Origin of the sequence: Vibrio sp. V09_P4A23P171 (assembly GCF_963875615.1) — a bacterium.
Classification (GTDB): Bacteria; Pseudomonadota; Gammaproteobacteria; order Enterobacterales; family Vibrionaceae; genus Vibrio; species Vibrio anguillarum.
This window is the reverse complement of the sequence record NZ_CAWNMR010000022.1, coordinates 158,324-180,697: the sequence shown is the minus strand read 5'-3', so window position 1 is coordinate 180,697 and position 22,374 is coordinate 158,324. Positions and strand designations below refer to the sequence as shown.

Genomic DNA, 22,374 nt, shown 5'->3' with positions numbered 1-22,374 from the left:
GTTTTCCTTGTTAATTTTTAAATCGTGAGCGTTTCAAAATGCAGTGAATCATCAACCATGCTGAGCATCACTTTCTTCTGCCAAAACTCACTTTCAATTTGATCGCTAAGCCAATAATTTCCAGCAATGGAGACCAGCTCTGCTTGTAAATCGTGACAAATAATTTTTGCTTCCGTTTGGCCGCTGGCACCGGCAATGGCCCTTCCGCGCAGTGAACCATGAATGTGAATTGAACCATCGGCGATCACTTCGGCCCCCGCGCTGACGTGATTGAGGATCACTAAATCGCTATCTTTGGCATACACTTGCTGGCCAGAGCGAATGGGCGTGCGAATCACCTTGGTTGGCGCGATTTGAGCGGGTGCTTGAGAAGGCGACTTGCTTGCCGCCATCACGGCAAAGCCGGCTTCTGAGGCTAAGTTTTGGCTGCGTTTATCACGGCAACCTGTCACACCGACCGGGATCATTCCCGCTTCAGTGATGCCTTGTTTAAGTATCGCAAAATCAATATCGCCAATCACTTTAGCAATATTGATCACCACAGGTGCAGAGGCAAAAAAAGCAGGAGCTTGGGCGACTTTTTCCTTGAGAAACTCAACGGTATTGGCAACTTCACTGTCGCAAAGGTGTAACACTGACAAAGTAAAACTGCTACCTTTTAGGTCAGGAGTATTCGACATCTTATATTGACCTCAATAACTAATGGCTTCACTAGAAAGGGCGTTGCCTGAAACTAGGGTTGTCATGTTATATTCCCTGACTTAGCTCAGCAAGTTATCTTGCGGTCAAATGTTTGTTTTAATCTCAAATTTGGTAAAAGTTTAACGTTTCTAACTTAATTGGCTCGAAAAGCCAGTTTATTACAATAAAAGGTTTGTCATGCTTTGCTCTATCTACAAAAGCTCTAAAAAAGAAGGTGCCTATCTCTACGTTACTAAAAAGGATGACTTTTCACAGGTTCCTGACACATTAATGGCGATGTTCGGTAAACCTACTTTAGTCATGGTAGTGAAACTGGAAGGGCGTACACTTGCCCAAGTGAACATTGAAAAAGTAAAAGAGTCTCTAGAAAATGAGGGTTTTTTCCTACAGTTACCGCCACCGCCACAAAATTTATTAGAACAATATAAGCAGCAAAAGGCTCAGCAAAAAGATAGCTAAGTTTTCAGCTCAAGGAGGACGATTTGAGAAAGTTATTGTCAGTCGTATTGGGATTAAGCCTCTCCACGCCATTGATGGCGAATGAGGTTAGTTTTGAACACTATGTTGAAGGCTTGAAGCAGCAAGCACGAAATGAAGGCATTTCAGAGCAAATTTTAATCGATGCGTTTAAAAATGTGGAGTACAAGCCACGTGCTGTGACGGCCGATCGCAATCAACCAGAAAAGAAACTAACGCTGGATGAATATATCCCACGCGCGGTTCCAGAATGGAAAGTGAACCAAGCAAAGGCGCTGTATGAAAAGCACTATGCAGAGCTTAGCCGCATTGGCGAACAATATGGCGTGCAACCGCGCTTTATCGTGGCTTTGTGGGGCGTAGAAAGTAATTTTGGTGCGTTGACCGGTGGTTTTAGTGTTATTGATGCGCTGACGACTATGGCTTATGACGGTCGTCGAGAAGAATTTTTCCGCAAGGAGACGATGGCCGCGTTGCAAATTCTACAGCAAGGTCATATCCAAGCTGATGAGATGAAAGGTTCATGGGCTGGCGCGATGGGACAATGCCAGTTTATGCCGAGTTCGTTTTTGGCGTTCGCTTCCGATGGTAACGGCGATGGCAAAAAAGACATTTGGCGCTCAAAGGAAGATGTATTCGCGTCGACGGCCAATTATCTCAGCCAATCGGGATGGGATGATAAATACACTTGGGGCCGTCAAGTTAAAGTTCCGCATGGGTTTGACCGCACTTTAGAAGGACGACAGCCCGAAAAAGGGAAATCACTGAGAGAGTGGAACAAGCTCGGTATTACCCGTTACGAAGGTAAACCACTGCCTAATTTAGACAACGTTCAAGCTTGGCTTATCATGCCAGATGATGAAAATGGCCGCGTTTACTTGGTATACAACAACTATAATGTGTTGATGAAGTGGAACCGTTCATATTATTTTGCCCTCGCGGTGAGCCATTTGGCGGATAGAATTACCTATTGATTTGAACCTTAATTGAACGCAAAGGGCTCATCATGAGCCCTTTGCTATTTCTGGAGAGCGTGTGCTAGTTGAACGTGCAGGGCAAATGGTGATATTTGCTGCGTTAATCAAACATCAAGGCTTTACCGCTGCGGCCAAAAGCTTAGGCGTATCAGTATCGCATGTTAGTAAGCAGTTGGCCTTACTGGAAGCCTCGCTCGGGGTGAAACTCGTTCAGCGAACCACCCGCAGCTTCACCACAACCGAGGCTGGAGAGGCTTTTTATCGCCATTGTATTGCGGTCGTTGGGTTGATGGATGCTGCGCAGTCTGAAATGGAAAGCCAGCGTGATGAGGTGTCTGGGCTGATTAAGCTTGGTCTTTCACAGTCGTTTGGTTCTTTGCACATTTTGCCAGCACTGGAGGCGCTTCGTCAGCGTTATCCAAAACTGCAAGTGGAAGTGCATTTGTTCGATTATCGAGTCGATATGCTCGAAGAAGGGCTTGATTTGTGGGTGACCAACAACGAACATTTGCCGGAAGGGTACGTTGCGCAGCGTCTCGCCGATTGCCAATTTGTGCTGGCGGCATCACCGGAATACTTATTAAACCATTCACCCCCTCAGACACCCGGTGATCTGTTAGGTCACAACTGTCTTATCTACCGCAGTTGGGAGCGAGATTACACCAGTTGGTCGTTTGCCAATCCAGAGCAAAAGGTCAACATCAATGTGTCGGGTAACTATTCGGTGGATTTAGCCGAAGCCGTCCGTGACGCCGCCGTGGCAGGGTGGGGTGTTGCTTACTTGGCGACTTATTTAATTCGAGATGAATTTCGAACTGGTAAACTGATCCAGTTGTTGCCAGATTGGCACGCAAATCAAAGCATGCCTTTTTATGCGGTTTACCCGAGCCGACAACATATGCCGAAGAAAACCTCAGCCGTGATTGAATTTATCAAGGCTTTAATCGGTACACCTTGCTACTGGGATACTCAGTTAGAGCCTTACATCCGTTTGACAAAAGTGTAATGTATTATTTCCAAACTCAGAAACATCTTTTCCATATGGAAAATATAAGCCTAGGCAATCGTTTAGCTTGTTACAAATCAACAGCTTGAAACAAGAGGCTTAAGGCTGCTATTTTTAAGCACACCTCTGTAACATTTGCGACTTGCGCATTCGTTTTCGCACGATAGAATGCGCGCCTTTCCTATCCCCGTTATCTGGATTGACAGCAAATGAACTCATTACTTGGCGTCGTCGCCATCTTATTTACGGCTTGGCTACTTTCTACCAATAGAAAAAACATCCAACTTAGAACCGTGTCGCTCGCTTTTTTATTGCAAGTAGGCTTTGCACTATTGGTTCTGTATGTCCCTATGGGGAAAGAAGTACTCAACAGTGTCACGGGTGCGGTATCGAATTTGATCAATTATGGGCAAGAGGGAATTGGCTTTCTCTTTGGCGGTTTAGCCAATGGTAGCGTTGGTTTTGTGTTTGCGATTAATGTGCTTGGCATCATCATTTTCTTCTCCGCTTTGATCTCCGGTTTGTACCACATTGGTTTGATGCCTAAAGTGATTAATTTGATTGGCGGTGGTTTGCAAAAATTATTGGGTACGGGGCGTGCAGAGTCACTGTCAGCCACGGCGAACATTTTCGTCGGCATGATTGAAGCGCCGTTAGTCGTTAAGCCCTATTTAAAGCACATGAGTGATTCGCAATTTTTTGCGGTGATGACGTGTGGCTTAGCCTCGGTTGCGGGCGGAACGTTAGTTGGCTATGCCTCACTGGGCGTTAACCTTAACTATCTTATTGCGGCGGCATTTATGTCAGCTCCAGCCGGTTTGTTGATGGCGAAAATTTTGGTGCCGGAAACCGAAGCGCAAAGTCAGCAGGTGGCCAACGAAGAGGTTGAGATACCAAAAGCAACCAATGTGGTTGAAGCCGTGGCTGATGGGGCAATGTCTGGGCTTCGTATCGCGGTTGCGGTTGGGGCAACGTTACTGGCCTTTATCAGTGTGATTGCGCTACTCAACGGCCTATTGGGCTGGGTGGGCGGTCTGTTTGGCTTAACCCTTAGTTTTGAATTGATTTTAGGCTACCTATTTGCTCCAGTTGCGTGGCTGGTGGGCATTCCATGGAGCGAAGCGATGACGGCAGGCTCACTGATTGGTAATAAAATTGTCGTGAACGAGTTTGTCGCTTTTATCCAATTGATGGACGTAAAAGATTCGCTCAGTGAACATTCTCAAGCGATTGTAACTTTTGCTCTGTGCGGCTTTGCCAATATTTCGACCATGGCAGTATTGATCGGTGGTTTGGGCAGTTTGGTGCCAGAGCGTCGCAGCTTCATCTCTCAATATGGTTTTCGAGCGATCAGCGCTGGCGTGCTGGCTAACTTGATGAGTGCTGCACTTGCTGGGGTTATTTTGTCGCTATAAACGTAGCGTTTCTATTGGTTACGAAAACCCACCATACATTTTGTATCTTCGATGCCGGCTAACAGAGCCGGCATTTTTATCCATCCATCTCACCAAAATAATATTGACCATATCAATTTCTCAACGACGTGTGATTAGGTAAGTTCGTGAAGTCCGCCGAAAAAGATTTGCAAGCGGTGTTGATGTTGAAATTATGCCGTGATTTTGAGCTGAGATAATTAAAATTATCAGTTATTTAGAGTGCAATTCTCGTCCTCTAGCTTATTAGTTATATACCCTGCCTACTTGATGTTGCCTTGTCTTTATCTCGCGTATTGCAGGCCACCACGTCAAGTTACTTGGGAACGGGTTAATTATTCATAAGCAAAGGAGAGAACAATGAGTTCTTATCTACTCAGAGCTGCCATCATTACAACGTTAGGGATAAGCTACCAAGCTCAAGCCTATAACTGTGATGGCTTGGGCTCTTGGGATACGGCCGCCATTTATACGTCCGGCGATAAAGTGACGCAATCTAACGCAGCCTATCAAGCCAACTATTGGACGCAGGGAAATGATCCTGCAAGCAATAACGGCCCCTGGGCATTTTGGCTATCACTCGGGCAGTGTGACAGCGGTGGTGGCAATGTTCCACCCACGCTAAATCTCGTTTCTCCTGCCAATAATGCACAAATCCCACAAGGCAGCTTAATCACGCTGCAAGCCACCGCGTCTGATAGCGATGGTAGCGTGGCACAGGTTGAATTTTTGATTAATGGCGTGTCGATCGCCGTCATCACACAAGCGCCTTTCCAAACCGATTGGACTGCCGCTTTAGGCGCAACCCAAGTGACTGCAATTGCCACTGATAATCAGGGTGCGACTACGTCAACAGAGTCAACCATCTCGGTTACGCCTGTTGGTGGTTTAGTGCCTCCTTCCATCTCCTTAACCAGCCCAACAGGTGCTGAGCAGCTAGCGGCTGGTGACTCATTGACGCTAAGCGCTAATGCCACCGATTCGGATGGAACCGTCACGCAAGTTGATTTTTATGTGGATGGACAACTCGTCGCTTCAGATACTGCAGAACCTTATGCCCACGATTGGACTGCTGTCTCAGGCTCTCACACCTTTAAAGCCAAAGCGACGGATAATGATAACCAAACGACTCATAGCCAAGAGGTCGCCTTGGTTGTATCTGGAGGCTCAAGTGGTGGTTGTGCAGGTTTAGCAACCTATGTGGCGGGTAGCAGTTACGCTGCGGGCGAACTGGTGCAAAACAATAATCAAAAGTTCCGTTGTGATATCGCAGGTTGGTGCTCTTCCAGCTCAGCGTGGGCCTATGAGCCGGGCAAAGGAAGTTATTGGCAAGAAGCGTGGACAGGAATGGGCGCGTGCGCCACGCCACCTACCGTTTCATTGACAAGCCCTGCTGATAATGAAGTGATTCTGGCTGGTTCTACCATCCTGCTCAGTGCACAAGCTAATGATGCCGATGGCAGTGTAGTACAAGTGGAATTTCTTGCTGATGGCACGAGCCTTGGCGTAGTAAACCAAGCGCCTTATTCGGTTGAGTGGGTTGCGAACAAGGTAGGAAGTACCACACTCAAAGCCATCGCAACCGATAATGACAATAATAGCGCTGAAAGTCAGATTAACGTTTCAGTGAGCGATCAAGCGTTAGTGGTGTCGTTAACATCGCCAACGTCAGGGCAAACCGTCGGTTTAGGTAAACCAGTCAATATTGCTGCCAATGCGACGTCACTCACTGGTGCTGTTTCTAAAGTCGATTTCTTAGTGAATGGAGCGGTGGTCGCAATTGATACCAGTGCGCCTTATGCCTACACTTGGACACCTACGGCTATCGGCGAATACACAGTGGCTGCGCAAGCTTATGATGTAGGCAGTAGTGTATTGTCAGACGCAGCTGCCGTGAAGGTGGTTGAACAGACACAGAAAAAGCACAAATTGATCGGTTACTGGCATAATTTTGTCAATGCTGCTGGCTGCCCAATGCGTCTCGCTGATATGTCTGATGCGTGGGATGTGATCGATATTGCATTTGCCGATAATGACCGCAACAGTAATGGAACCGTGCATTTCAATCTTTTCGCAGGCGATGCGCATAGTAGCTGTCCCGCCTTAGATGCTACCCAGTTCAAGCAAGATATGGCGACCTTGCAAGCCAAAGGCAAAGTTTTTGTTTTGTCACTTGGTGGCGCTGAAGGCAACATTACGCTCAATACTGACAGTGATGAAGCGCACTTTGTTGATAGTTTGACGGCGTTGATCAAAGAGTGGGGTTTTGATGGCTTGGATGTTGATTTAGAAAGTGGTTCTAACTTAATGCATGGCTCGCAAATTCAAGCGCGCTTGGGCCGGGCATTAAAGCAAATTGAAGCCAACATCGGCGGTGATATGTACCTGACCATGGCACCAGAACACCCTTATGTTCAAGGAGGAATGGTGGCTTATAGCGGCATTTGGGGTGCGTATATTCCTATCATCAATGAGGTTCGTGACACACTCGATCTACTTCATGTTCAGCTTTATAACAACGGTGGGTTACCAAACCCTTATCTACCGGGTGCAGCTCCTGAAGGTTCGGTGGATATGATGGTCGCTCAATCAAAAATGCTGTTAGAAGGGTTTGATTTGGCCGATGGTTCACGCTTTGAACCACTGCGTGACGATCAAGTTGCAATCGGTTTGCCTTCTGGCCCGAGCTCTGCCAACTCTGGGCAAGCGCCCACACAAAACATTCTTGATGCGTTGGACTGCTTAACCAAGGGAACCTCTTGCGCGACGGTGAAACCGAGTTTCAACTACCCTAACTACGGTGGTGTGATGACATGGTCTATTAACTGGGACGAACACGACGGCTACAATTTCTCTACGCCAATAGGCAACAAACTGACGCAAATGAATAATGCCCAATAAAGGCTAAGTTGGTTTATAACGCAAGAACCCCAGCGCAGTGCTGGGGTTCTTTTTGGCTCGCTCATCATAGCTATCAATAACCACTAGCAATAATCAATAACAAGATCAGTTATTGGGGTGAAATTGCTCGCATGCCAACAGGGTGTTTTCAATCAAACTGGCAACCGTCATTGGCCCGACACCACCCGGAACAGGGGTGATCAAGCTTGCTTTGGTGCGCGCTACATCGTACTCGACATCGCCAATCAGTTTGCCTGACTCCAAGCGGTTGATGCCCACATCAATCACCACGGCACCTTCTTTAATCCATGCACCGGGAATAAAATTGGGTTTACCAACGGCCACCACCAACAAATCAGCTTGGCGAACATGGTGCTCTAAATCTTTAGTGAAGCGGTGGCATGTGGTTGTGGTGCAACCAGCCAGTAGCAGCTCTAACGTCATTGGTCGGCCGACAATATTGGATGCGCCCACAATCACCGCATGCTTACCACGCAGTTGAACGTTATAGCGCTCAAGCAAAGTGATGATCCCTTTGGGCGTGCAAGAGCGCAGTTTAGGAATGCGTTGGGCTAAACGGCCCACATTGTAAGGGTGAAAACCATCGACATCTTTTTCAGGAACAATGCGTTCAAGCACATGGGTTGTGTCAATCCCAGCAGGTAAGGGCAGTTGCACTAAAATGCCGTCAATTTCAGGGTCGGCATTGAGCTTATCGATTAACGCCAGTAGTTCCTCTTCACCTGCAGTGGCCGGAAGATCATAGGATTTAGAAACAAAACCTACTTCTTCACAAGCACGACGTTTGCTGCCGACATACACTTGTGACGCAGGATCTTCTCCCACCAGCACCACCGCTAACCCCGGAGCGCGAAGGCCCATTTGAGTGCGAGCTTTTACCCGCGCCGCTACTTCAGAGCGAACCGTCTGGGAGATGAGTGTCCCATCAATATTTTGAGCAGTCATGGCTTTCCTTACACATTGGTCGCAAATATTTTTGGGCGCATTGTCGCAGATATTTAAAGTAACATCTATAAGCAAACGTTTGCTTTGTTCTGTTTTTCGTCACATGGTTAGCGAATGGCAGTTTTTTAGGCATTTGAAACAGAATGTTAGAGAAAGCGATTGATTTACGGAGTTCAACTCGTATAATCCTGTCCCTGTAGCGCGCCCTTAGCTCAGCTGGATAGAGCACGTCCCTTCTAAGGATGTGGTCGTAGGTTCGAATCCTACAGGGCGCGCCATTTATTCAAGAAAGCCCCGATAACTCAAAAAGTTGTCGGGGCTTTTGTTTTTCATGTTCATCCGTTCGGTTTTTTACTCCGATGGTACTTTTGTGCAGAGTGTTGATAATTTCATCGCTTTCATCTTATTACATCTTGCTCCTACTGGCTTCGCAAAACGCACCTTCTTAGCTATCCCACGAATATTTTGTGCCACACTCTATGTGAAATTTAATTCATATGGAGGGTGCGTAATGAATCTAACCAAATCTTCTTTAGTGACATGGTTTATCTGTTTTAGCCCAATGGTGGTAAGCCATCAGTTGTATCCTGATGTCGATACTCCACGGCTTAACGAAGCGCAGCTTGCAGAGAGCCAACTGCCATTTTCTCTGATTAGCGATGATGAGTTTGTTTTTCGACCTCATCAACGTCCTTTCAATATTGAAGATTTTATTGGTACCCATCAGCCAAATTGGCTTGAGCTTGTCGAGTCAGTTAGCCATTGGGCTGGGGCAACGGGGGTTGATCCTCGAGTGTTATTGACCACTTTAGCGTTATTAGAGCAAGAGAGTGCTTCGGAGCAAAGCTTGGACGATAGACAGCGGCAGATCAAAGATATTGCGAATCAACTGTCTCAGCGTTTCTATCACTATCAAGAAAGTTCATCGGCTCTTCAATACAATGCTGCGACGTTAGCGGTCATGCAGCAATTGAATCGGGTGGATGATTGGGCATTATGGAAATCGCAATATGAGCTTTGGTTTGGTGCTTTCAGCGAACCACAAAACACACCAGCTCCTATGCGTATGGGAAACCTCATTGCTTCGCCTAGTGAGGGGTTTATGCAGTGGCCATGGCGCAAAGGGTATCAGTGGATACCTAACGGTACGCATGCGCACAGTGGTTCAGGTTTTCCGCTTTCTTCAATCGACGTTTCTTACGATTGGCCAGCTTGGGGCGCGCCAACTTACAGTGTAACGGCCGCGCATGATGGCTACGTGTCGGTGATGTCTCGGTGCCAACTGCGCGTGACGCATCCAAACGGTTGGGCGACGAACTATTACCATATGGACGGAATCCAAGTCGCGAATAATCAGTGGGTGACGAAAGACAGTAAGTTGGGTGTTTATGCTAATCAGCGTTCCATTGCTTTGTGTGAAGGTGGATCGTCCACCGGCCCTCACTTGCACTTCTCATTGCTTTATCAAGGGCGTTTTCAATCTTTACAAGGTGTGAGTTTTGGGCCATATAAGGTTCAGACTGGGCGATATAGTTACGATAATCATTGCCAATATACATGGCTGTATGACCAACGTAAGCAGCAGAAATTCTGCTTATGGCAACCTATTTATAATTAAGGTTTACGCTGAAATGTTGTGATGGAAAATGTTGGTGCAAGGTTCTCTCTTACACCAACATTCATTTTGTGCTCAACCGATTTGTTGTGTCGTGAGCCGATCACTGACTTATCGTTCTTTAACGACGAAACGAACGGTTACGTGCGGAACGCTCTTTATGGGCAGAAGCCGCTTTAGCCTGTGAGTTTAAAATGGAATCAACCGTCAGCTCCATTGGCTCTTTAGGTTTGAGGCCATGTGGGAAAGTGCGCGCGCGCGGTGGCAGATCATATTCTTCAGCTGAAGCGCGTGGCATACGTTTAAAGCGATATAGGTAGAAGTTTTCTACTTTCTCTCTCGCCCAATCGGTTTTATTGAGATATTTCACGCTGCTGGCAACCGATGGGTTGGTATGGAAGCAGTTAAAACGCATTGCCGTATCGAGAATATCCCAACCGTAAAAATCCACTAGTTCTTGCAGTAATGTTTCTAACTTAAGACCGTGTAATGGGTTATTTCTTTGTAATTCAATTCTTTCTTCTTCAGTCATCATAACGAGTTCCTAAGTAGTTCACTAACCGAGGCCAGCAGGGGTGTATGGTTTTCGTTGGTTTTTTATTCAAACAACGTGGCATCACGAATGATCATCTCTTAACACGCTAGTTGAAGGGGCCGCATTCTAACAGAATTCAGTGACCCTCCCTAAGATTATCGTGCGGAAGATCAGCGTTGTTTGATTGGTCAGATTTTTCTGCGTTCAATAAAAAGGACATAGCGCTTAAAGAGCTTGGATTGTCGTCTTTACACAGATTTACTTGTTACTTCATCTACTTTACGTTGTGCTTGTTACTCTTAGATAACCTTTCTATTTAAGTGGTTATTGTGATGAGCAGAGTAAGCAAAACGGTATTGATTGTGATGGTGGTTGTCTCGGTATTATGGATGCAAGCCGAGCCAACGCTTTTGGTGTCTGAAAACCTCTTCAAGTGGCGATCGGCTTTTATCCAGTGGTCGGGCATTTTGTCCATTGTGGCGATGTCATTGGCTATGGTGCTGGCGCTTCGTTTGCCCCTTGTTGAGCAGTGGACACAAGGAATCGATAAAGGCTATCGGATACACAAATGGCTGGGCATTTCGGCCACGTTGCTTGGTTTATTTCACTGGCTTTGTTACCAGATACCGAAATGGATGATCGCACTTGAGCTCCTGACTAAACCTAATCGGCTCAATGGCTCTGGCCCACAGGGGAACTTGTCGGGTTTTGCGCTTTGGGTAAAAGAGATGCGCCCGATGGGGTTAGCCATTGGCGAATGGGGGTTCTACTCATTATTGCTGCTGGTGGGTGTATCACTGTGGCTAACCATTAAATACAAACCGTTTCGCTTATCGCACCGTTTGATGGCGGTGGTGTACCTTTTGCTGGCTGGGCATTCGGTATTATTGTTGAAAAAGGCGTATTGGGGCTGGCCGATTTATTGGTTAGTGTTGATGTTTATTGCGCTTGGCTCCGCGGCAGCAGTCTACAGTTTGCTTGGATTTGTGGGCCGAAATGCACGTTATTCAGCGAAGATTAGCGCATGCCACTACTGCGCAGCGAGCCAAACGTTAGATTTAAGAATTAAGATGGAGAAACCTTGGCCCGGACACAAAGCAGGGCAGTTTGCCTATTTGAGTTTTGTTGGCGAAGAGCCGCATCCGTTTACTATTGCTTCGTACAATAAGGCTAATGAGCTGCGATTTTTGATCAAAGAGCTCGGCGATTTTACCACTGGCCTTTATAAGAGAATTACCGTGGGTGAGCCGATTGAGGTCGAAGGTCCATATGGACGATTTGAGTTTTATAGTGATAGGCCACAAGTCTGGATTGGTGGCGGTGTCGGCATCGCTCCATTTATGGCTGGGTTAGATTATTTACACACGGTAAAAGCGCATCCGGCTACTTATCTGTTCTTCTGCTGCCATCATGCAGAGCAAGCCCTGTGTGATGAGCTTAAGCAGAAAGCATTGCGTGCAGGTGTCTCCCTCACAGTGATTGATTCAAGCATTGCGCCGCATTTGTCTGCTGAGACTATTGCTCGCCAGTGTGGTGATTTACGCGGTTTTGAGTTTTTCTTTTGTGGCCCTGTTGCGTTTTCACGGACTTTAAAACAGGCGTTGAAGCCTTACCATGTAGACGTTGAAACTCAGTTCCATGAAGAGTGGTTTATGATGCGTTGAGTATTTGTTGTGAAATGACCAAGCCCCATGTTTTCTAAGAATTACAGCACGAACAACAGATAGTGACCTTGCGAAAAAGAATAGATAAATCAAGTCACTTACTTGAATAAAATTCATATTGCACTTCAATGTTATTCACTATGATCTTGCTCACGGTATGCTTCAATGGCACTGACCAATAAAGCATTATGGATACGATATTATGAGCAAATTAACCCTTCTTGATGGTGGCATGGGGCGTGAATTAAAAAGAATTGGCGCTCCTTTTTCTCAGCCACTTTGGAGCGCGCAAGCGCTGATTGAATCTCCACAACATGTTCGTTTAGCTCACCAAGGATTTATTGATAGCGGTGCCGACATCATCACGGTGAATAGCTATGCGTGTGTCCCTTTTCACTTGGGCGAGTCACTATATCAAACCGATGGTGCAAGGTTAGCGAACTTAGCCGCGCAGATTGCTGCGGAAGTAGCACAACAGTCAGAACGTCCGATTTTAGTGGCGGGTTCTATGCCACCGGCTATGGGAAGCTATCGGCCTGATCTCTTTCAAGCCGAAGTCGCACGAGCGATTTCACTCACTTTGTATCAAGCACAAGATCCTTATGTGGACGTCTGGTTAGCGGAGACGATTGCCAGTTTAGAAGAGTTGAGCATGATTCAATCGGTGTTTGCCTCATCAACCAAGCCTTGCTATTACGCACTGACTCTGAAAGATGACTCTAATATCGCACAATTGCGTTCTGGGCAGTCAGTGTCTGAAGCCGCAGAACAAATCTATTCTGCGGGTGGGGCGGGTATTTTCTTTAACTGCTCAATACCCGAGGTGATGGCTGATGCCATTCAACAGGCGAAAATGGTGTTGGAAGGCCGAGCGCAAAAGATTGAAATCGGCGTTTATGCAAACAGTTTTACGCCGATTAAATCGGATCACGCCGCTAACGAAACCGTACAAGCCATGCGTGAGTTTAGTGCAGAAAATTATCTCGCATTTGCCAAGCAGTGGTATGCCCTCGGTGCAACCGTGATCGGCGGATGTTGTGGCATCACCCCTCGCCATATTCAAGCACTTTATGAATGGAGGCGCAGTTTTGAAAAATCTTAATTATGGGTTGGCTTTTCCTGCGATTGCGTTAGTGCTTGTTTTGTTAACGGTATCTGCGCTTTATCCAGCCACCTCTCAAGCGATGGCGGCGCAAGCTATGGGTTGGGTGAGCCACTGGTTTGGCTGGTTAGTACAGATGGCAAGTTTGGCGTTAGTGGTTTTTTTACTGTGGCTAGCGTGTTCGAAATACGGCCGTATTCGTTTAGGTGAAGAAAAAACCGAATACAGTAATTTTTCTTACGGCGGGATGATTTTTACCGCTGGCGTCGGGGCGTCACTCATTTTCTTGGGGCGATAGGTGAACCGATGTATTACTTACAATCACCGCCGTTATTTGCTGAGCCTAATAGTTATCCTGCTGCGGCATGGGCCGTTACCTACTCTATTTTTCATTGGGGTATTACAGGCTGGGCGATTTACTGCTTTCCAGCGATTCCGTTTGCTTATGCATTTTATGTACAAAAAAAACGCACGTTAAAAGTTTCCAGTTTGTGTTCTTCGGTAGTGGGTGACCATCCTTTGGTGGCAAAAAGTATCGATCTATTGTCGATTTTTGGTACGTTGGCCGCGTTTGCTAGCTCTCTAGCCTTAACTGTGACCTTGGTCAGCGCCGGTGTGGCAGAGCTGTTACAGATTGAGAATAGCCTTGGCTTACAAGGCACAATTATTGTGCTTTTTGTGGCTGCGTTAGTGGTTGTGATGGGGGTTGGTTTTAATCAAGGCATCAACATGATTTCTAACTGGACAGTCAGCATGGCGGTGTTGTTTGCCCTGTTTGTATTATTGGCGACTCAACCTTCTTTCATTCTTAATAGTTTCACTGACTCACTGGGCGTGATGTTGGATAATTTCTTTAGAATGTCATTGTGGACAGACCCTGTTCAGCAAAGTGGTTTTGCACAAGGCTGGACTCAGTACTATTGGTTTTGGTATTACGCGTACTTGATTATGATGGGCCTATTCATCACGCGAATTTCTCGTGGACGAACGATTCGTGAAGTGGTTTTGTACACCATCTCGATGGGCGCTTTGGGCTGCGCATTTTTTATCTCCATTTTTGGTGGCTATGCGGTGTGGGCTCAAATGCTGGGCGGTTTACCCGTTCAGGGCTGGATGGCAGAAGGTGGCTTAACCTACGCAGTGGTTTCATTGATAAAAACCTTGCCTGGGGGAAATGGGGTGCTTGGGCTATTTCTGCTCATTCAGTTTTTATTGATGCTGACCACTATGTCCAGTGCGAGTGTTGCGACGGCGATGCTCACCACCAATGAATTGGCTTTGAATGGTGATCCCGATAATCGAGTAAAATTGCTTTGGGCCTGTGCGATTGGGCTGATCAGTTTAAGTGTATTTTTGGCTGGGGGAGGGATTGAAACCATTAAGTCGCTTTGTGTGGTCGCAGGCCTTCCTATGATGTTCATTTACGCCATCATGCTCAAAACCTTTTTACATACTTTAGGCATTTTGCCCAATCAGCATAAGCGGGAATCTGATCAAGAGCCCGTGTTAATGAAAGTCACTTAAAGCAAGCCTTAACCTTATAGCGTTTAGCAAAACAAGCCAGCACGATGAAGATGCTGGCTTGTTGTATTGAAAGAAGACCAATGACTCTCTTTGAGGTTTAAATATTATTGAGAACCATGAAATGGGTCGAAAGTGGGGTGAAGTCGATCATCACATAGCTCTCTTGTTCGTTGACGAAGAGCGTCAGCGTTTGTTGATTTAGCGGATCGAATAAAGTGTGCTCACCACAGGTTAACTGCCAATAAGTGGTCAATGCTTTAGGTAAATGCAGTTTTACGGTTTTGCCACTTGTGGCACTGAAGTTCGCTGCGATGATCAGCTTTTGTGACGGGTTAGAGCGAGCAAAGGCAAATAAGTAATCTTGTTGGTCGGAGAAGTGTTCAACATTGGCGGCGTACAGATCATGATATTCACCGGTCAGTGCGGGGCTCTGTTTGACTAAATTCAGTAATGTTGAGTAGAAATGGCGCAGCTGCTTCTCGCTCTCGTTTAATTGGCCACCATCAAATGCGCCGTTATTCATCCATTTTTGGTGTTGTGGAACACCGATATAGTCAAAAATAGAGGTGCGAGAAGGCTGGCCAAAGCCGGCATGTTCCGCTCCCGGTTCGCCCACTTCTTGCCCAAAATAAAGCAAGGTTGGTGAGCTGGATAAACAGGCTGAAATCAACATGGCTGGGCGTGCTTTATGTGCTTCCCCTGCAAATTCAGGCGAGGCAATTCTCTGCTCGTCATGGTTTTCCAAGAAATGCAGCATGTGATGCTCAATGTCGCGCAGTTGATATTCAATACGACCAATCTCTTTGGTAGAGCCGTGTCCTTGCATGATGGCTTTGAGACTATCGTAAAGGTCGACTTTGTCGTACAGATAGTCCATTTTCCCGAGCTGGATGTAATCGCGGTATAAATCTGGCTGATACACCTCTGCCATTAAAAAAGCATCGGGGTTGTGTAGTTTAATTGCCGAGTTGAGATAGCTCCAAAATTCAATCGGTACCATTTCGGCCATATCATAACGAAAGCCATCCACGCCTTTATCGAGCCAATAAAGAGCGATATCCCTAAATTTACGCCATGAATCTGGGACACTTTTGTCTTGCCAGAAAACGGCGTGTTCAAGGTGAGATAGGAAACGGTATTGCTGCGGAAGCTCGGCAAAATCTTTGCCTCCATCAGGTTTGATGCCGTAGTTTATTTTGACGGTTTCATACCAATCATCGATGTTCGGTTTGGCTAAACGAGATCCATTGCCTGTCCATTTTGCGGGGTGTTCGTAAAACGGGGTGGCTAAATCTGGGTGGCATTCACCGCCCAACGGTAGCAATGAGGTGGGAATATCTGGCAGTTTAAAGGAGGTGTCGGGTAGGTAATAGAAGTTATTGTCCCTGGCGTATTGCACACTGGTATCATCATTTTCACCAAAATCATTGACCCCGAGAGGGTTATTGAGCCCTTGATATTGGCGCGCCACGTGGTTAGGGACAATGTCAATGATGACTTTCATGCCCGCTTGGTGTGTACGCTTAATCAAGGCTTCAAATTCGTGATTGCGCTGAGCTGGGTCGTGGGCTAAATCAGGGTTTATCGAATAGTAGTCTTTAATGGCGTAAGGCGAGCCCGCTCTACCTTTGACAACACTTGGGTGATCATTCTCTATTCCCCATGCACGGTAATCACCCACCAGTGCGTGATGTAAAACACCGGTATACCAAATATGAGTGATCCCAAGTTGATGAATTGCATTGAGTGCATCGTCAGTGAAGTCACTTAATTTACCGACGCCATTTTGTTCTTTCGTTGCCCAAGGTGTGTAGCAACAGTTTGTATTACCGAATAAGCGCGTGAAAACTTGATAGATAGTGTATTTGTTGTAAGCCATAACGTGTCAACCTAAGCGATGATGGGATGCGAGAAATAGGAGATGAGTTGCAGGCTAATAGAAGTTGATGAAGACAGAATCATCCTTGAGTAGTGATTTTGGGGCGTAGAGAGAAAGAGGGCGTAAAAGTGTGATGCGGGAATGGTTTAGTCAACAAAATCCCACCGGGCGGTGGGATTTGTAAAAAAGCATTATGCTTATGAGCGTTTTTCTTGTTTAGGGCGAGGGCTACGACGCGGTGCACCTGAGTGCTCGTTATCACGCTTTTTCAAGTGGTAATTTAAAATGGAAATAGGCACGTCTTTTTTCGGTGTGAAACCTTCAATTTCTTTACGCACAAGCAAATGTCCTAAGCGGCTTTCAATCATGCACAAGTTTTTAAAATCATCGCGTGATACGAGCGAAATTGCTTCACCGGTTGCACCAGCACGACCGGTTCGTCCAATACGGTGAATGTAGTTCTCCGCAGGATAAGGCAAGTCGTAATTCACCACTCTTTCTAAGTTATCAATATCAATACCGCGCGCGGCAACGCCCGTTGCAATCAAAAATTGCAGTTTACCTGCTTTGAAATCGGCTAATAATTTTTCACGAACTTCTTGGCTACGGCCACTGTGAAACGCCTCTGCCGCAATGCCACGCTTTTCCAGTTGGCTCGCCAGCTTTGCCGCACCGTGTTTGGTTTCGATGAAAATCATCGCTTGTTGCCATTGGTTTTCAGTAATCAAATGGCTCAGTAGTGCAGATTTTTGATCTTTATCGACAGTGATAATCCACTGATCAATTTGATTTGGCGTGCGGTTGTAACCAGCGACATCAATTTCAATCGGATCATTAATGGCTGATTTGGCCAACTCACGCACTGGACGAGAAAGGGTCGCCGAAAACAGTAAGTTCTGACGGTTTAGTGGTAGGCGATCAACAATTTTATTGATGTCTTCAATGAAACCCATGTCGAGCATGCGGTCAGCTTCATCCATCACCAACACTTCAAGCTCATCAAAATGAACGGCACGTTGTCCATACATATCAAGCAAGCGCCCCGGCGTGGCGATTAAAATATCCACCCCTTCAATCAAGCGTTGTTTTTGTTTTTGCGAATCGACACCGCCATACATTGCAAGCGAGGTTAATGGTAAATATTTTGCGTATTGCGTGATGTTCTCTTCTACTTGCAGAGCCAATTCGCGCGTGGGCGCTAAAATTAATGCGCGAACACGTTTGGCGCGCTGAGTTGTTCCTTGACTAAGCATCTGCAAAATGGGCAGTACAAAGCTAGCGGTTTTACCCGTGCCGGTTTGCGCTGCCGCAATGACATTTTTACCCGTCAAAATGGCAGGGATTGCCTGTTCTTGAATCGGTGTTGGGGCAGAATAGCCGAGTTCGTGAACGGCTTTTAAGATTGGATCGCTCAATCCTAGGTTGGAAAATGGCATGCGGGCTCTCAGAGTTAAAAAGTCAAAACAGTTAGCAAGCGATGGCTTTCTCATAGTAAGGCGCTACGCCCTAATACTTTGAGTGCAACTCATCGCAAATTCGGCGCATTCTAGCATGAACTCTTCAAATGCGGTGAGATACCTCAGTGTCAGCGATTGTCTCCTTATTCAGAATAGCGCCTCGTTGCCGAGTCACTAATATGAGATACCAATAAGATTGTTATCAATGAGTGCAGGGAGTTGGATTGGCATCACAGAGCTTTTAGAACAAGTGGGATCTATTTTCGATATATTAACCTTACTTATTTGTCAGGGAATAGATTCATGGAATATCAGCAGCTACCGATTCAGTATACTGTGGTGAGTGCGTTAAAATTAGTCCAAAAAAATTGGCTGACTCTCATGCTGCAATCTTCACCTTTTTTGGTGGTGAATCTCTATTTCACGATTGGTGTTGTTGACTTTGATGATCCACAACAGTTGTTTACATTAACGAATGTGATTGTTTATGTGCTTTATACGGTAACGGCGGCGATGGCGACAGTGCGCTTGCATCGTTTGGTTCTGCTGGGTGAAAAATCTTGCCGTTTGAGCACGATTTTTTATTTAAGTTCGCGTGAATTGCGCTTTATTGGATGGTGGGCTGCTTTAGGCGCTATGCTGTTTGCCATTCTAGTCATACCCATGTTTATCATTGGCTCGCTGGCAAATATAGTGACTATGCCAATGTGGTTAATCCAGCTTTGTACCTATGCCGCAATGCTGCCTATTGGCTGGTTTATCTCCCGCTGGTCATTAGTTTTGCCAGCAACAGCACTAGATCATCAACCTAGAGGTTTGAGTGCCGCGTGGCAAATGTCAAAGCCCCACGCCAAAGCACTATTTGTGCTGATAGGTGTGATCCCCATGCTTATCAACGCACTACTACAGCCCTTGTTTAATCTGCATTTTCTGCCATTGACATTACTATTGTCACTCGTCTGGTTAGTGGTTTGTGCGGTTGAGGTTTGTGTGTTGTCGCTCAGCTTTCAGTGGATTGTGCAGCGAGAAGCGATTACCCAGAACCAAGAGTTACGCATTCCTGAATTTACCGCTTAAATAAGCCCTGTATTCACACAGGGCTTGATGAGGATTGAACGGTATTACTATTCACAAGGTGGTGATAGGTGGATTAACGCTAAGCCGCCTAACGAGGTTTCACGATATTTCCGATTCATATCTTTCCCCGTCTGGTACATGGTCTCAATCACTTTATCTAGAGAAATTAAGCATTTGCTGGTCCGTTTTAGGGCCATGCGTGAAGCGTTAATCGCTTTCACAGCTCCCATTGCATTGCGTTCGATGCAAGGGACTTGAACTAAGCCACCCATTGGGTCGCATGTCATACCCAATGAATGCTCCATGGCAATTTCAGCCGCCATGCAAATTTGTTCGTTGCTGCCACCTCTTAGCGCGGTCAACCCTGCCGCTGCCATTGAGGAAGAGACTCCAATCTCTCCTTGACAGCCTACTTCGGCCCCTGAAATAGAAGCATTGGTTTTGTACAAAATACCAATAGCGCCAGCCACGGCGAGAAAATCTTTCAACTGCTTAGTGTCAAGCTCTCGGATAAAGCGGTGGTAATACATTAATACGGCGGGTATCACTCCTGCCGCGCCATTGGTTGGCGAGGTAACCACTTGCCCTCCCGCTGCATTTTCTTCACTGACCGCGAAAGCAAACAGGTTAATCCAGTCCATGATCTCCATTGGGTCACTTTCAATCGCCGCGTTAGCTTCCAGCTTTTTGAGCAGTGCTGGTGCGCGGCGCGTGACATGCAACCCACCTTCGAGAATGCCTTCCGTTTCAAAGCCGCGCTGCATGCAGAGCGACATCACTTTCCAGATTTGATCGGCTTTGTGGTTAATCGTTTTAAGGTCATGAAATGCTATTTCATTGCGCAAAACGAGACTGCCTAAACTTAAGCCATGTTTTTCGGCTTTAAAGAGTAATTCATCAGCAGAAGTAAAAGGAAATTCGACCTCCACGGGTGCATTTGCACTACCGTGTTCCAACTCTTTGGCGGTAGCAACAAAACCGCCTCCCACCGAGTAGTAAGTTTCAAAGGCTAACGTTTCTCCTTGCGCTCCAAAAGCGGTAATCGTCATACCATTTTCATGTAAGGGAAGATTAGTATTTTGGAAGAGGAGGTCAGTTTTTAGCTGGAATGGAATGAGCTTTTTTCCCGCTAAATTAAGCTCACCGTGTTCAATAGCATGCGCTAGCGCTTGATTGGCGCTGGTGATTTTGATGGTGTCAGGCTTATTGCCCAGCAGACCTAATATCACGGCCCGATCAGTGTGGTGGCCACGTCCTGTAAGTGATAATGAACCGTAAAGGTCAATCTGCACTCTTGCCACTTGCGTTAAATCAGCAATGATTTGGCTAAATTGATAGCCTGCAATCATTGGCCCATTGGTGTGTGAGCTAGAAGGGCCCACACCAATTTTAAAAATATCAAAAATGGATAACATCGACTTCACCTTGAATGTGACCTGTAATAGGTGACAACTTTGCCTAATAATACCCTAGTCTAGAGCTCAAGTATTTGCTAACGTGCAAAAGTCTAACCAAAAACCATATTATGAGGACTTCGCATGTCGATTTGGGATCAAGTAACACTGCACACTCGCTATGGTGAATTACCCTCGGTTTTTTATTCTCAAGTGAACCCAGCGCCTTTAGACAATGTGCGTTGGGTTGCTTGGAATGCCTCACTGGCTGGCGATTTGTCTTTACCAACACAACCTAATGATGAGCTACTGCACAGCCTGTCTGGCCAAGTTATTCCCACGCAATTTAAGCCATTAGCGATGAAATACGCGGGCCATCAATTTGGTATTTATAACCCTGATTTAGGTGATGGCCGTGGGTTACTGTTGGCCGAAATCGAGAGTAAAACGGGTGAAGTGTATGATCTGCATTTGAAAGGTGCAGGGCTTACGCCTTATTCGCGTATGGGGGATGGCCGCGCCGTACTGCGCTCCACTATTCGTGAATACTTGTGTAGTGAGGCGATGGCGGGCCTTGGGATTGCGACCACAAGAGCATTAGCGATGATGAGCAGTGACACGCCCGTTTATCGAGAAAAACAAGAGCGAGGTGCGCTGCTGGTACGTGTAGCGCAGAGCCATATTCGCTTTGGTCATTTTGAACATTTTTTCTATACCAACCAATTAGCAGAGCAAAAGCAACTGGCTGATAAAGTGATTGAGTGGCATTACCCTGATTGCCTTACAGAAGAAAAACCTTATGCGGCGATGTTTAGTCACATTGTTGAGCGTACTGCTAAGATGATTGCCGATTGGCAAGCGGTTGGATTTGCCCATGGTGTGATGAATACCGACAACATGTCAATTCTCGGTCAAACCTTTGACTACGGTCCTTTTGCTTTTCTCGACGATTATGAACCGACTTATATTGGCAATCACTCCGATTATCAAGGCCGCTACGCGTTTGATCAGCAGCCGCGCGTGGCGTTGTGGAACCTGTCCGCTTTAGCACATGCATTGTCACCGTTAGTTGAAAGAAGCGATCTGGAAGCGGCTCTCGCTCAGTTTGAAGCGCAGCTCGGCCGTTATTTTAGCCAGCAAATGCGTCGTAAATTGGGGGTGTTGGCCTCTCTGTCCGGTGATTCTGTGTTGTTTGAGCAAATGTTTGAGTTATTAACCAAAAATCACACCGACTACACTCGCTTTTTCCGGCAACTATCCAACTTGGATCGAGAAGGGGAGCAACCTGTATTGGATCTCTTCATTGACCGCGCTGCCGCTCAGTCTTGGCTTGAACAGTATCTGGCTCGTTGTGAGCGAGAAATCGACAGTTCGGGGAACGCGATTTCGATTGAGCAGCGCTGCGCAGAGATGAGAAAAGTGAATCCGAAATATATTTTGCGTAATTATTTGGCTCAACAAGCGATCGATAAAGCAGAACAAGGTGATTACCAACAAGTGCACCAATTAGCACAATTGTTAGCCAACCCTTATGCTGAGCAGCCAGAAAAGAGTCATTTTGCCCAGCTTCCTCCTGAATGGGGGAAAAAAATGGAAATCAGTTGTTCCTCATAAGTAACGCATTTTGTGATCTCTATCTAGACAGAATTCAAACTTTACATAAAT

The 22,374-nt window shown here is 46.3% G+C and carries 16 protein-coding genes, 1 tRNA gene and 1 pseudogene; 12 read left to right on the top strand and 6 right to left on the bottom strand.

Going from position 1 to position 22,374, the window contains the following annotated elements; all coding sequences use genetic code 11:
• Positions 1–17 precede the first annotated feature (17 nt).
• Complete coding sequence (gene minC, locus AACT23_RS08665) at positions 18–680, bottom strand: septum site-determining protein MinC (protein WP_013857213.1); 663 nt, start codon at positions 678–680, stop codon at positions 18–20.
• A gap of 199 nt (positions 681–879) precedes the next feature.
• On the opposite strand from minC, the gene AACT23_RS08660 reads away from it, so the two are divergent.
• The 5 genes from AACT23_RS08660 (at position 880) to AACT23_RS08640 (ending at position 7,496) form a co-directional block, all read left to right on the top strand.
• Positions 880–1,161: a YcgL domain-containing protein gene (locus tag AACT23_RS08660; RefSeq protein ID WP_094129503.1), complete on the top strand. Its 282-nt coding sequence runs from the start codon at positions 880–882 to the stop codon at positions 1,159–1,161.
• Between the two features lie 23 nt (positions 1,162–1,184).
• Positions 1,185–2,153 (top strand): lytic murein transglycosylase, encoded by a 969-nt coding sequence (locus AACT23_RS08655; RefSeq protein WP_013857211.1) that lies wholly within the window; start codon positions 1,185–1,187, stop codon positions 2,151–2,153.
• A 61-nt stretch (positions 2,154–2,214) separates the two neighbouring features.
• On the top strand, positions 2,215–3,162 hold the full coding sequence (locus tag AACT23_RS08650) for a LysR family transcriptional regulator (RefSeq protein WP_019282016.1): 948 nt from the start codon (positions 2,215–2,217) through the stop codon (positions 3,160–3,162).
• A gap of 209 nt (positions 3,163–3,371) precedes the next feature.
• On the top strand, positions 3,372–4,577 hold the full coding sequence (locus AACT23_RS08645) for a NupC/NupG family nucleoside CNT transporter (RefSeq protein WP_013857209.1): 1,206 nt from the start codon (positions 3,372–3,374) through the stop codon (positions 4,575–4,577).
• A 378-nt stretch (positions 4,578–4,955) separates the two neighbouring features.
• On the top strand, positions 4,956–7,496 hold the full coding sequence (locus AACT23_RS08640) for an Ig-like domain-containing protein (RefSeq protein WP_094129500.1): 2,541 nt from the start codon (positions 4,956–4,958) through the stop codon (positions 7,494–7,496).
• Positions 7,497–7,601: 105 nt separating this feature from the next.
• Here the strand turns inward: AACT23_RS08640 and folD are convergent, their stop codons facing one another.
• Positions 7,602–8,462 (bottom strand): bifunctional methylenetetrahydrofolate dehydrogenase/methenyltetrahydrofolate cyclohydrolase FolD, encoded by an 861-nt coding sequence (gene folD / locus AACT23_RS08635; protein WP_176428681.1) that lies wholly within the window; start codon positions 8,460–8,462, stop codon positions 7,602–7,604.
• Positions 8,463–8,663: 201 nt separating this feature from the next.
• Here folD and AACT23_RS08630 point away from each other — a divergent pair.
• Together AACT23_RS08630 and AACT23_RS08625 are read left to right on the top strand one after the other, a co-directional pair.
• A tRNA-Arg gene (locus AACT23_RS08630) sits at positions 8,664–8,740 on the top strand.
• Positions 8,741–8,973: 233 nt separating this feature from the next.
• Positions 8,974–10,080 carry a M23 family metallopeptidase gene (locus AACT23_RS08625; RefSeq protein ID WP_094129494.1) on the top strand — a complete coding sequence of 369 codons (1,107 nt, stop codon included), beginning with the start codon at positions 8,974–8,976 and terminating at the stop codon, positions 10,078–10,080.
• Between the two features lie 118 nt (positions 10,081–10,198).
• On the opposite strand, the gene AACT23_RS08620 is transcribed toward AACT23_RS08625, so the two are convergent.
• Complete coding sequence (locus tag AACT23_RS08620) at positions 10,199–10,612, bottom strand: VF530 family protein (RefSeq protein WP_013857204.1); 414 nt, start codon at positions 10,610–10,612, stop codon at positions 10,199–10,201.
• A 332-nt stretch (positions 10,613–10,944) separates the two neighbouring features.
• On the opposite strand from AACT23_RS08620, the gene AACT23_RS08615 reads away from it, so the two are divergent.
• From AACT23_RS08615 to AACT23_RS08605, 3 genes and pseudogenes are all read left to right on the top strand, one after another.
• Positions 10,945–12,276 carry a ferredoxin reductase family protein gene (locus tag AACT23_RS08615; protein WP_176428680.1) on the top strand — a complete coding sequence of 444 codons (1,332 nt, stop codon included), beginning with the start codon at positions 10,945–10,947 and terminating at the stop codon, positions 12,274–12,276.
• Positions 12,277–12,478: 202 nt separating this feature from the next.
• Positions 12,479–13,378 (top strand): homocysteine S-methyltransferase family protein, encoded by a 900-nt coding sequence (locus tag AACT23_RS08610; protein ID WP_094129488.1) that lies wholly within the window; start codon positions 12,479–12,481, stop codon positions 13,376–13,378.
• Positions 13,365–14,902: pseudogene (locus AACT23_RS08605) on the top strand (BCCT family transporter). Before AACT23_RS08610 ends, AACT23_RS08605 begins: the two are co-directional and overlap by 14 nt.
• A 97-nt stretch (positions 14,903–14,999) precedes the next feature.
• On the opposite strand, the gene AACT23_RS08600 reads toward AACT23_RS08605, so the two are convergent.
• Entirely contained in the window at positions 15,000–16,781 is a 1,782-nt protein-coding gene (locus AACT23_RS08600; RefSeq protein ID WP_094129485.1) for an alpha-amylase family protein, read from the bottom strand.
• Between the two features lie 197 nt (positions 16,782–16,978).
• A complete protein-coding gene (locus AACT23_RS08595; protein ID WP_094129482.1) occupies positions 16,979–18,217 on the bottom strand; it encodes a DEAD/DEAH box helicase in 1,239 nt (412 codons plus the stop codon).
• 324 nt (positions 18,218–18,541) lie between these two features.
• Between AACT23_RS08595 and AACT23_RS08590 the strand changes: the two genes are divergently transcribed.
• Positions 18,542–19,315 (top strand): hypothetical protein, encoded by a 774-nt coding sequence (locus tag AACT23_RS08590; RefSeq protein ID WP_094129479.1) that lies wholly within the window; start codon positions 18,542–18,544, stop codon positions 19,313–19,315.
• A 47-nt stretch (positions 19,316–19,362) separates the two neighbouring features.
• Here the strand turns inward: AACT23_RS08590 and AACT23_RS08585 are convergent, their stop codons facing one another.
• Positions 19,363–20,730, bottom strand: coding sequence for an L-serine ammonia-lyase (locus AACT23_RS08585; protein WP_094129476.1), 1,368 nt, complete (start codon positions 20,728–20,730; stop codon positions 19,363–19,365).
• 123 nt (positions 20,731–20,853) lie between these two features.
• Between AACT23_RS08585 and AACT23_RS08580 the strand changes: the two genes are divergently transcribed.
• Positions 20,854–22,323: a protein adenylyltransferase SelO gene (locus tag AACT23_RS08580; protein ID WP_094129473.1), complete on the top strand. Its 1,470-nt coding sequence runs from the start codon at positions 20,854–20,856 to the stop codon at positions 22,321–22,323.
• Positions 22,324–22,374: the final 51 nt, after the last annotated feature.

Excerpts from the sequence above, each read along its gene's own strand:
- AACT23_RS08640 (WP_094129500.1), top strand. The coding sequence starts at position 4,956 with ATGAGTTCTTATCTACTCAGAGCTGCCATCATTACAACGTTAGGGATA.
- AACT23_RS08585 (WP_094129476.1), bottom strand. The coding sequence starts at position 20,730 with ATGTTATCCATTTTTGATATTTTTAAAATTGGTGTGGGCCCTTCTAGC.
- AACT23_RS08595 (WP_094129482.1), bottom strand. The coding sequence starts at position 18,217 with ATGCCATTTTCCAACCTAGGATTGAGCGATCCAATCTTAAAAGCCGTT.
- AACT23_RS08580 (WP_094129473.1), top strand. The coding sequence starts at position 20,854 with ATGTCGATTTGGGATCAAGTAACACTGCACACTCGCTATGGTGAATTA.
- AACT23_RS08590 (WP_094129479.1), top strand. The coding sequence starts at position 18,542 with ATGGAATATCAGCAGCTACCGATTCAGTATACTGTGGTGAGTGCGTTA.
- AACT23_RS08610 (WP_094129488.1), top strand. The coding sequence starts at position 12,479 with ATGAGCAAATTAACCCTTCTTGATGGTGGCATGGGGCGTGAATTAAAA.
- AACT23_RS08615 (WP_176428680.1), top strand. The coding sequence starts at position 10,945 with ATGAGCAGAGTAAGCAAAACGGTATTGATTGTGATGGTGGTTGTCTCG.
- minC (WP_013857213.1), bottom strand. The coding sequence starts at position 680 with ATGTCGAATACTCCTGACCTAAAAGGTAGCAGTTTTACTTTGTCAGTG.
- AACT23_RS08625 (WP_094129494.1), top strand. The coding sequence starts at position 8,974 with ATGAATCTAACCAAATCTTCTTTAGTGACATGGTTTATCTGTTTTAGC.
- AACT23_RS08620 (WP_013857204.1), bottom strand. The coding sequence starts at position 10,612 with ATGATGACTGAAGAAGAAAGAATTGAATTACAAAGAAATAACCCATTA.
- folD (WP_176428681.1), bottom strand. The coding sequence starts at position 8,462 with ATGACTGCTCAAAATATTGATGGGACACTCATCTCCCAGACGGTTCGC.
- AACT23_RS08600 (WP_094129485.1), bottom strand. The coding sequence starts at position 16,781 with ATGGCTTACAACAAATACACTATCTATCAAGTTTTCACGCGCTTATTC.
- AACT23_RS08660 (WP_094129503.1), top strand. The coding sequence starts at position 880 with ATGCTTTGCTCTATCTACAAAAGCTCTAAAAAAGAAGGTGCCTATCTC.
- AACT23_RS08645 (WP_013857209.1), top strand. The coding sequence starts at position 3,372 with ATGAACTCATTACTTGGCGTCGTCGCCATCTTATTTACGGCTTGGCTA.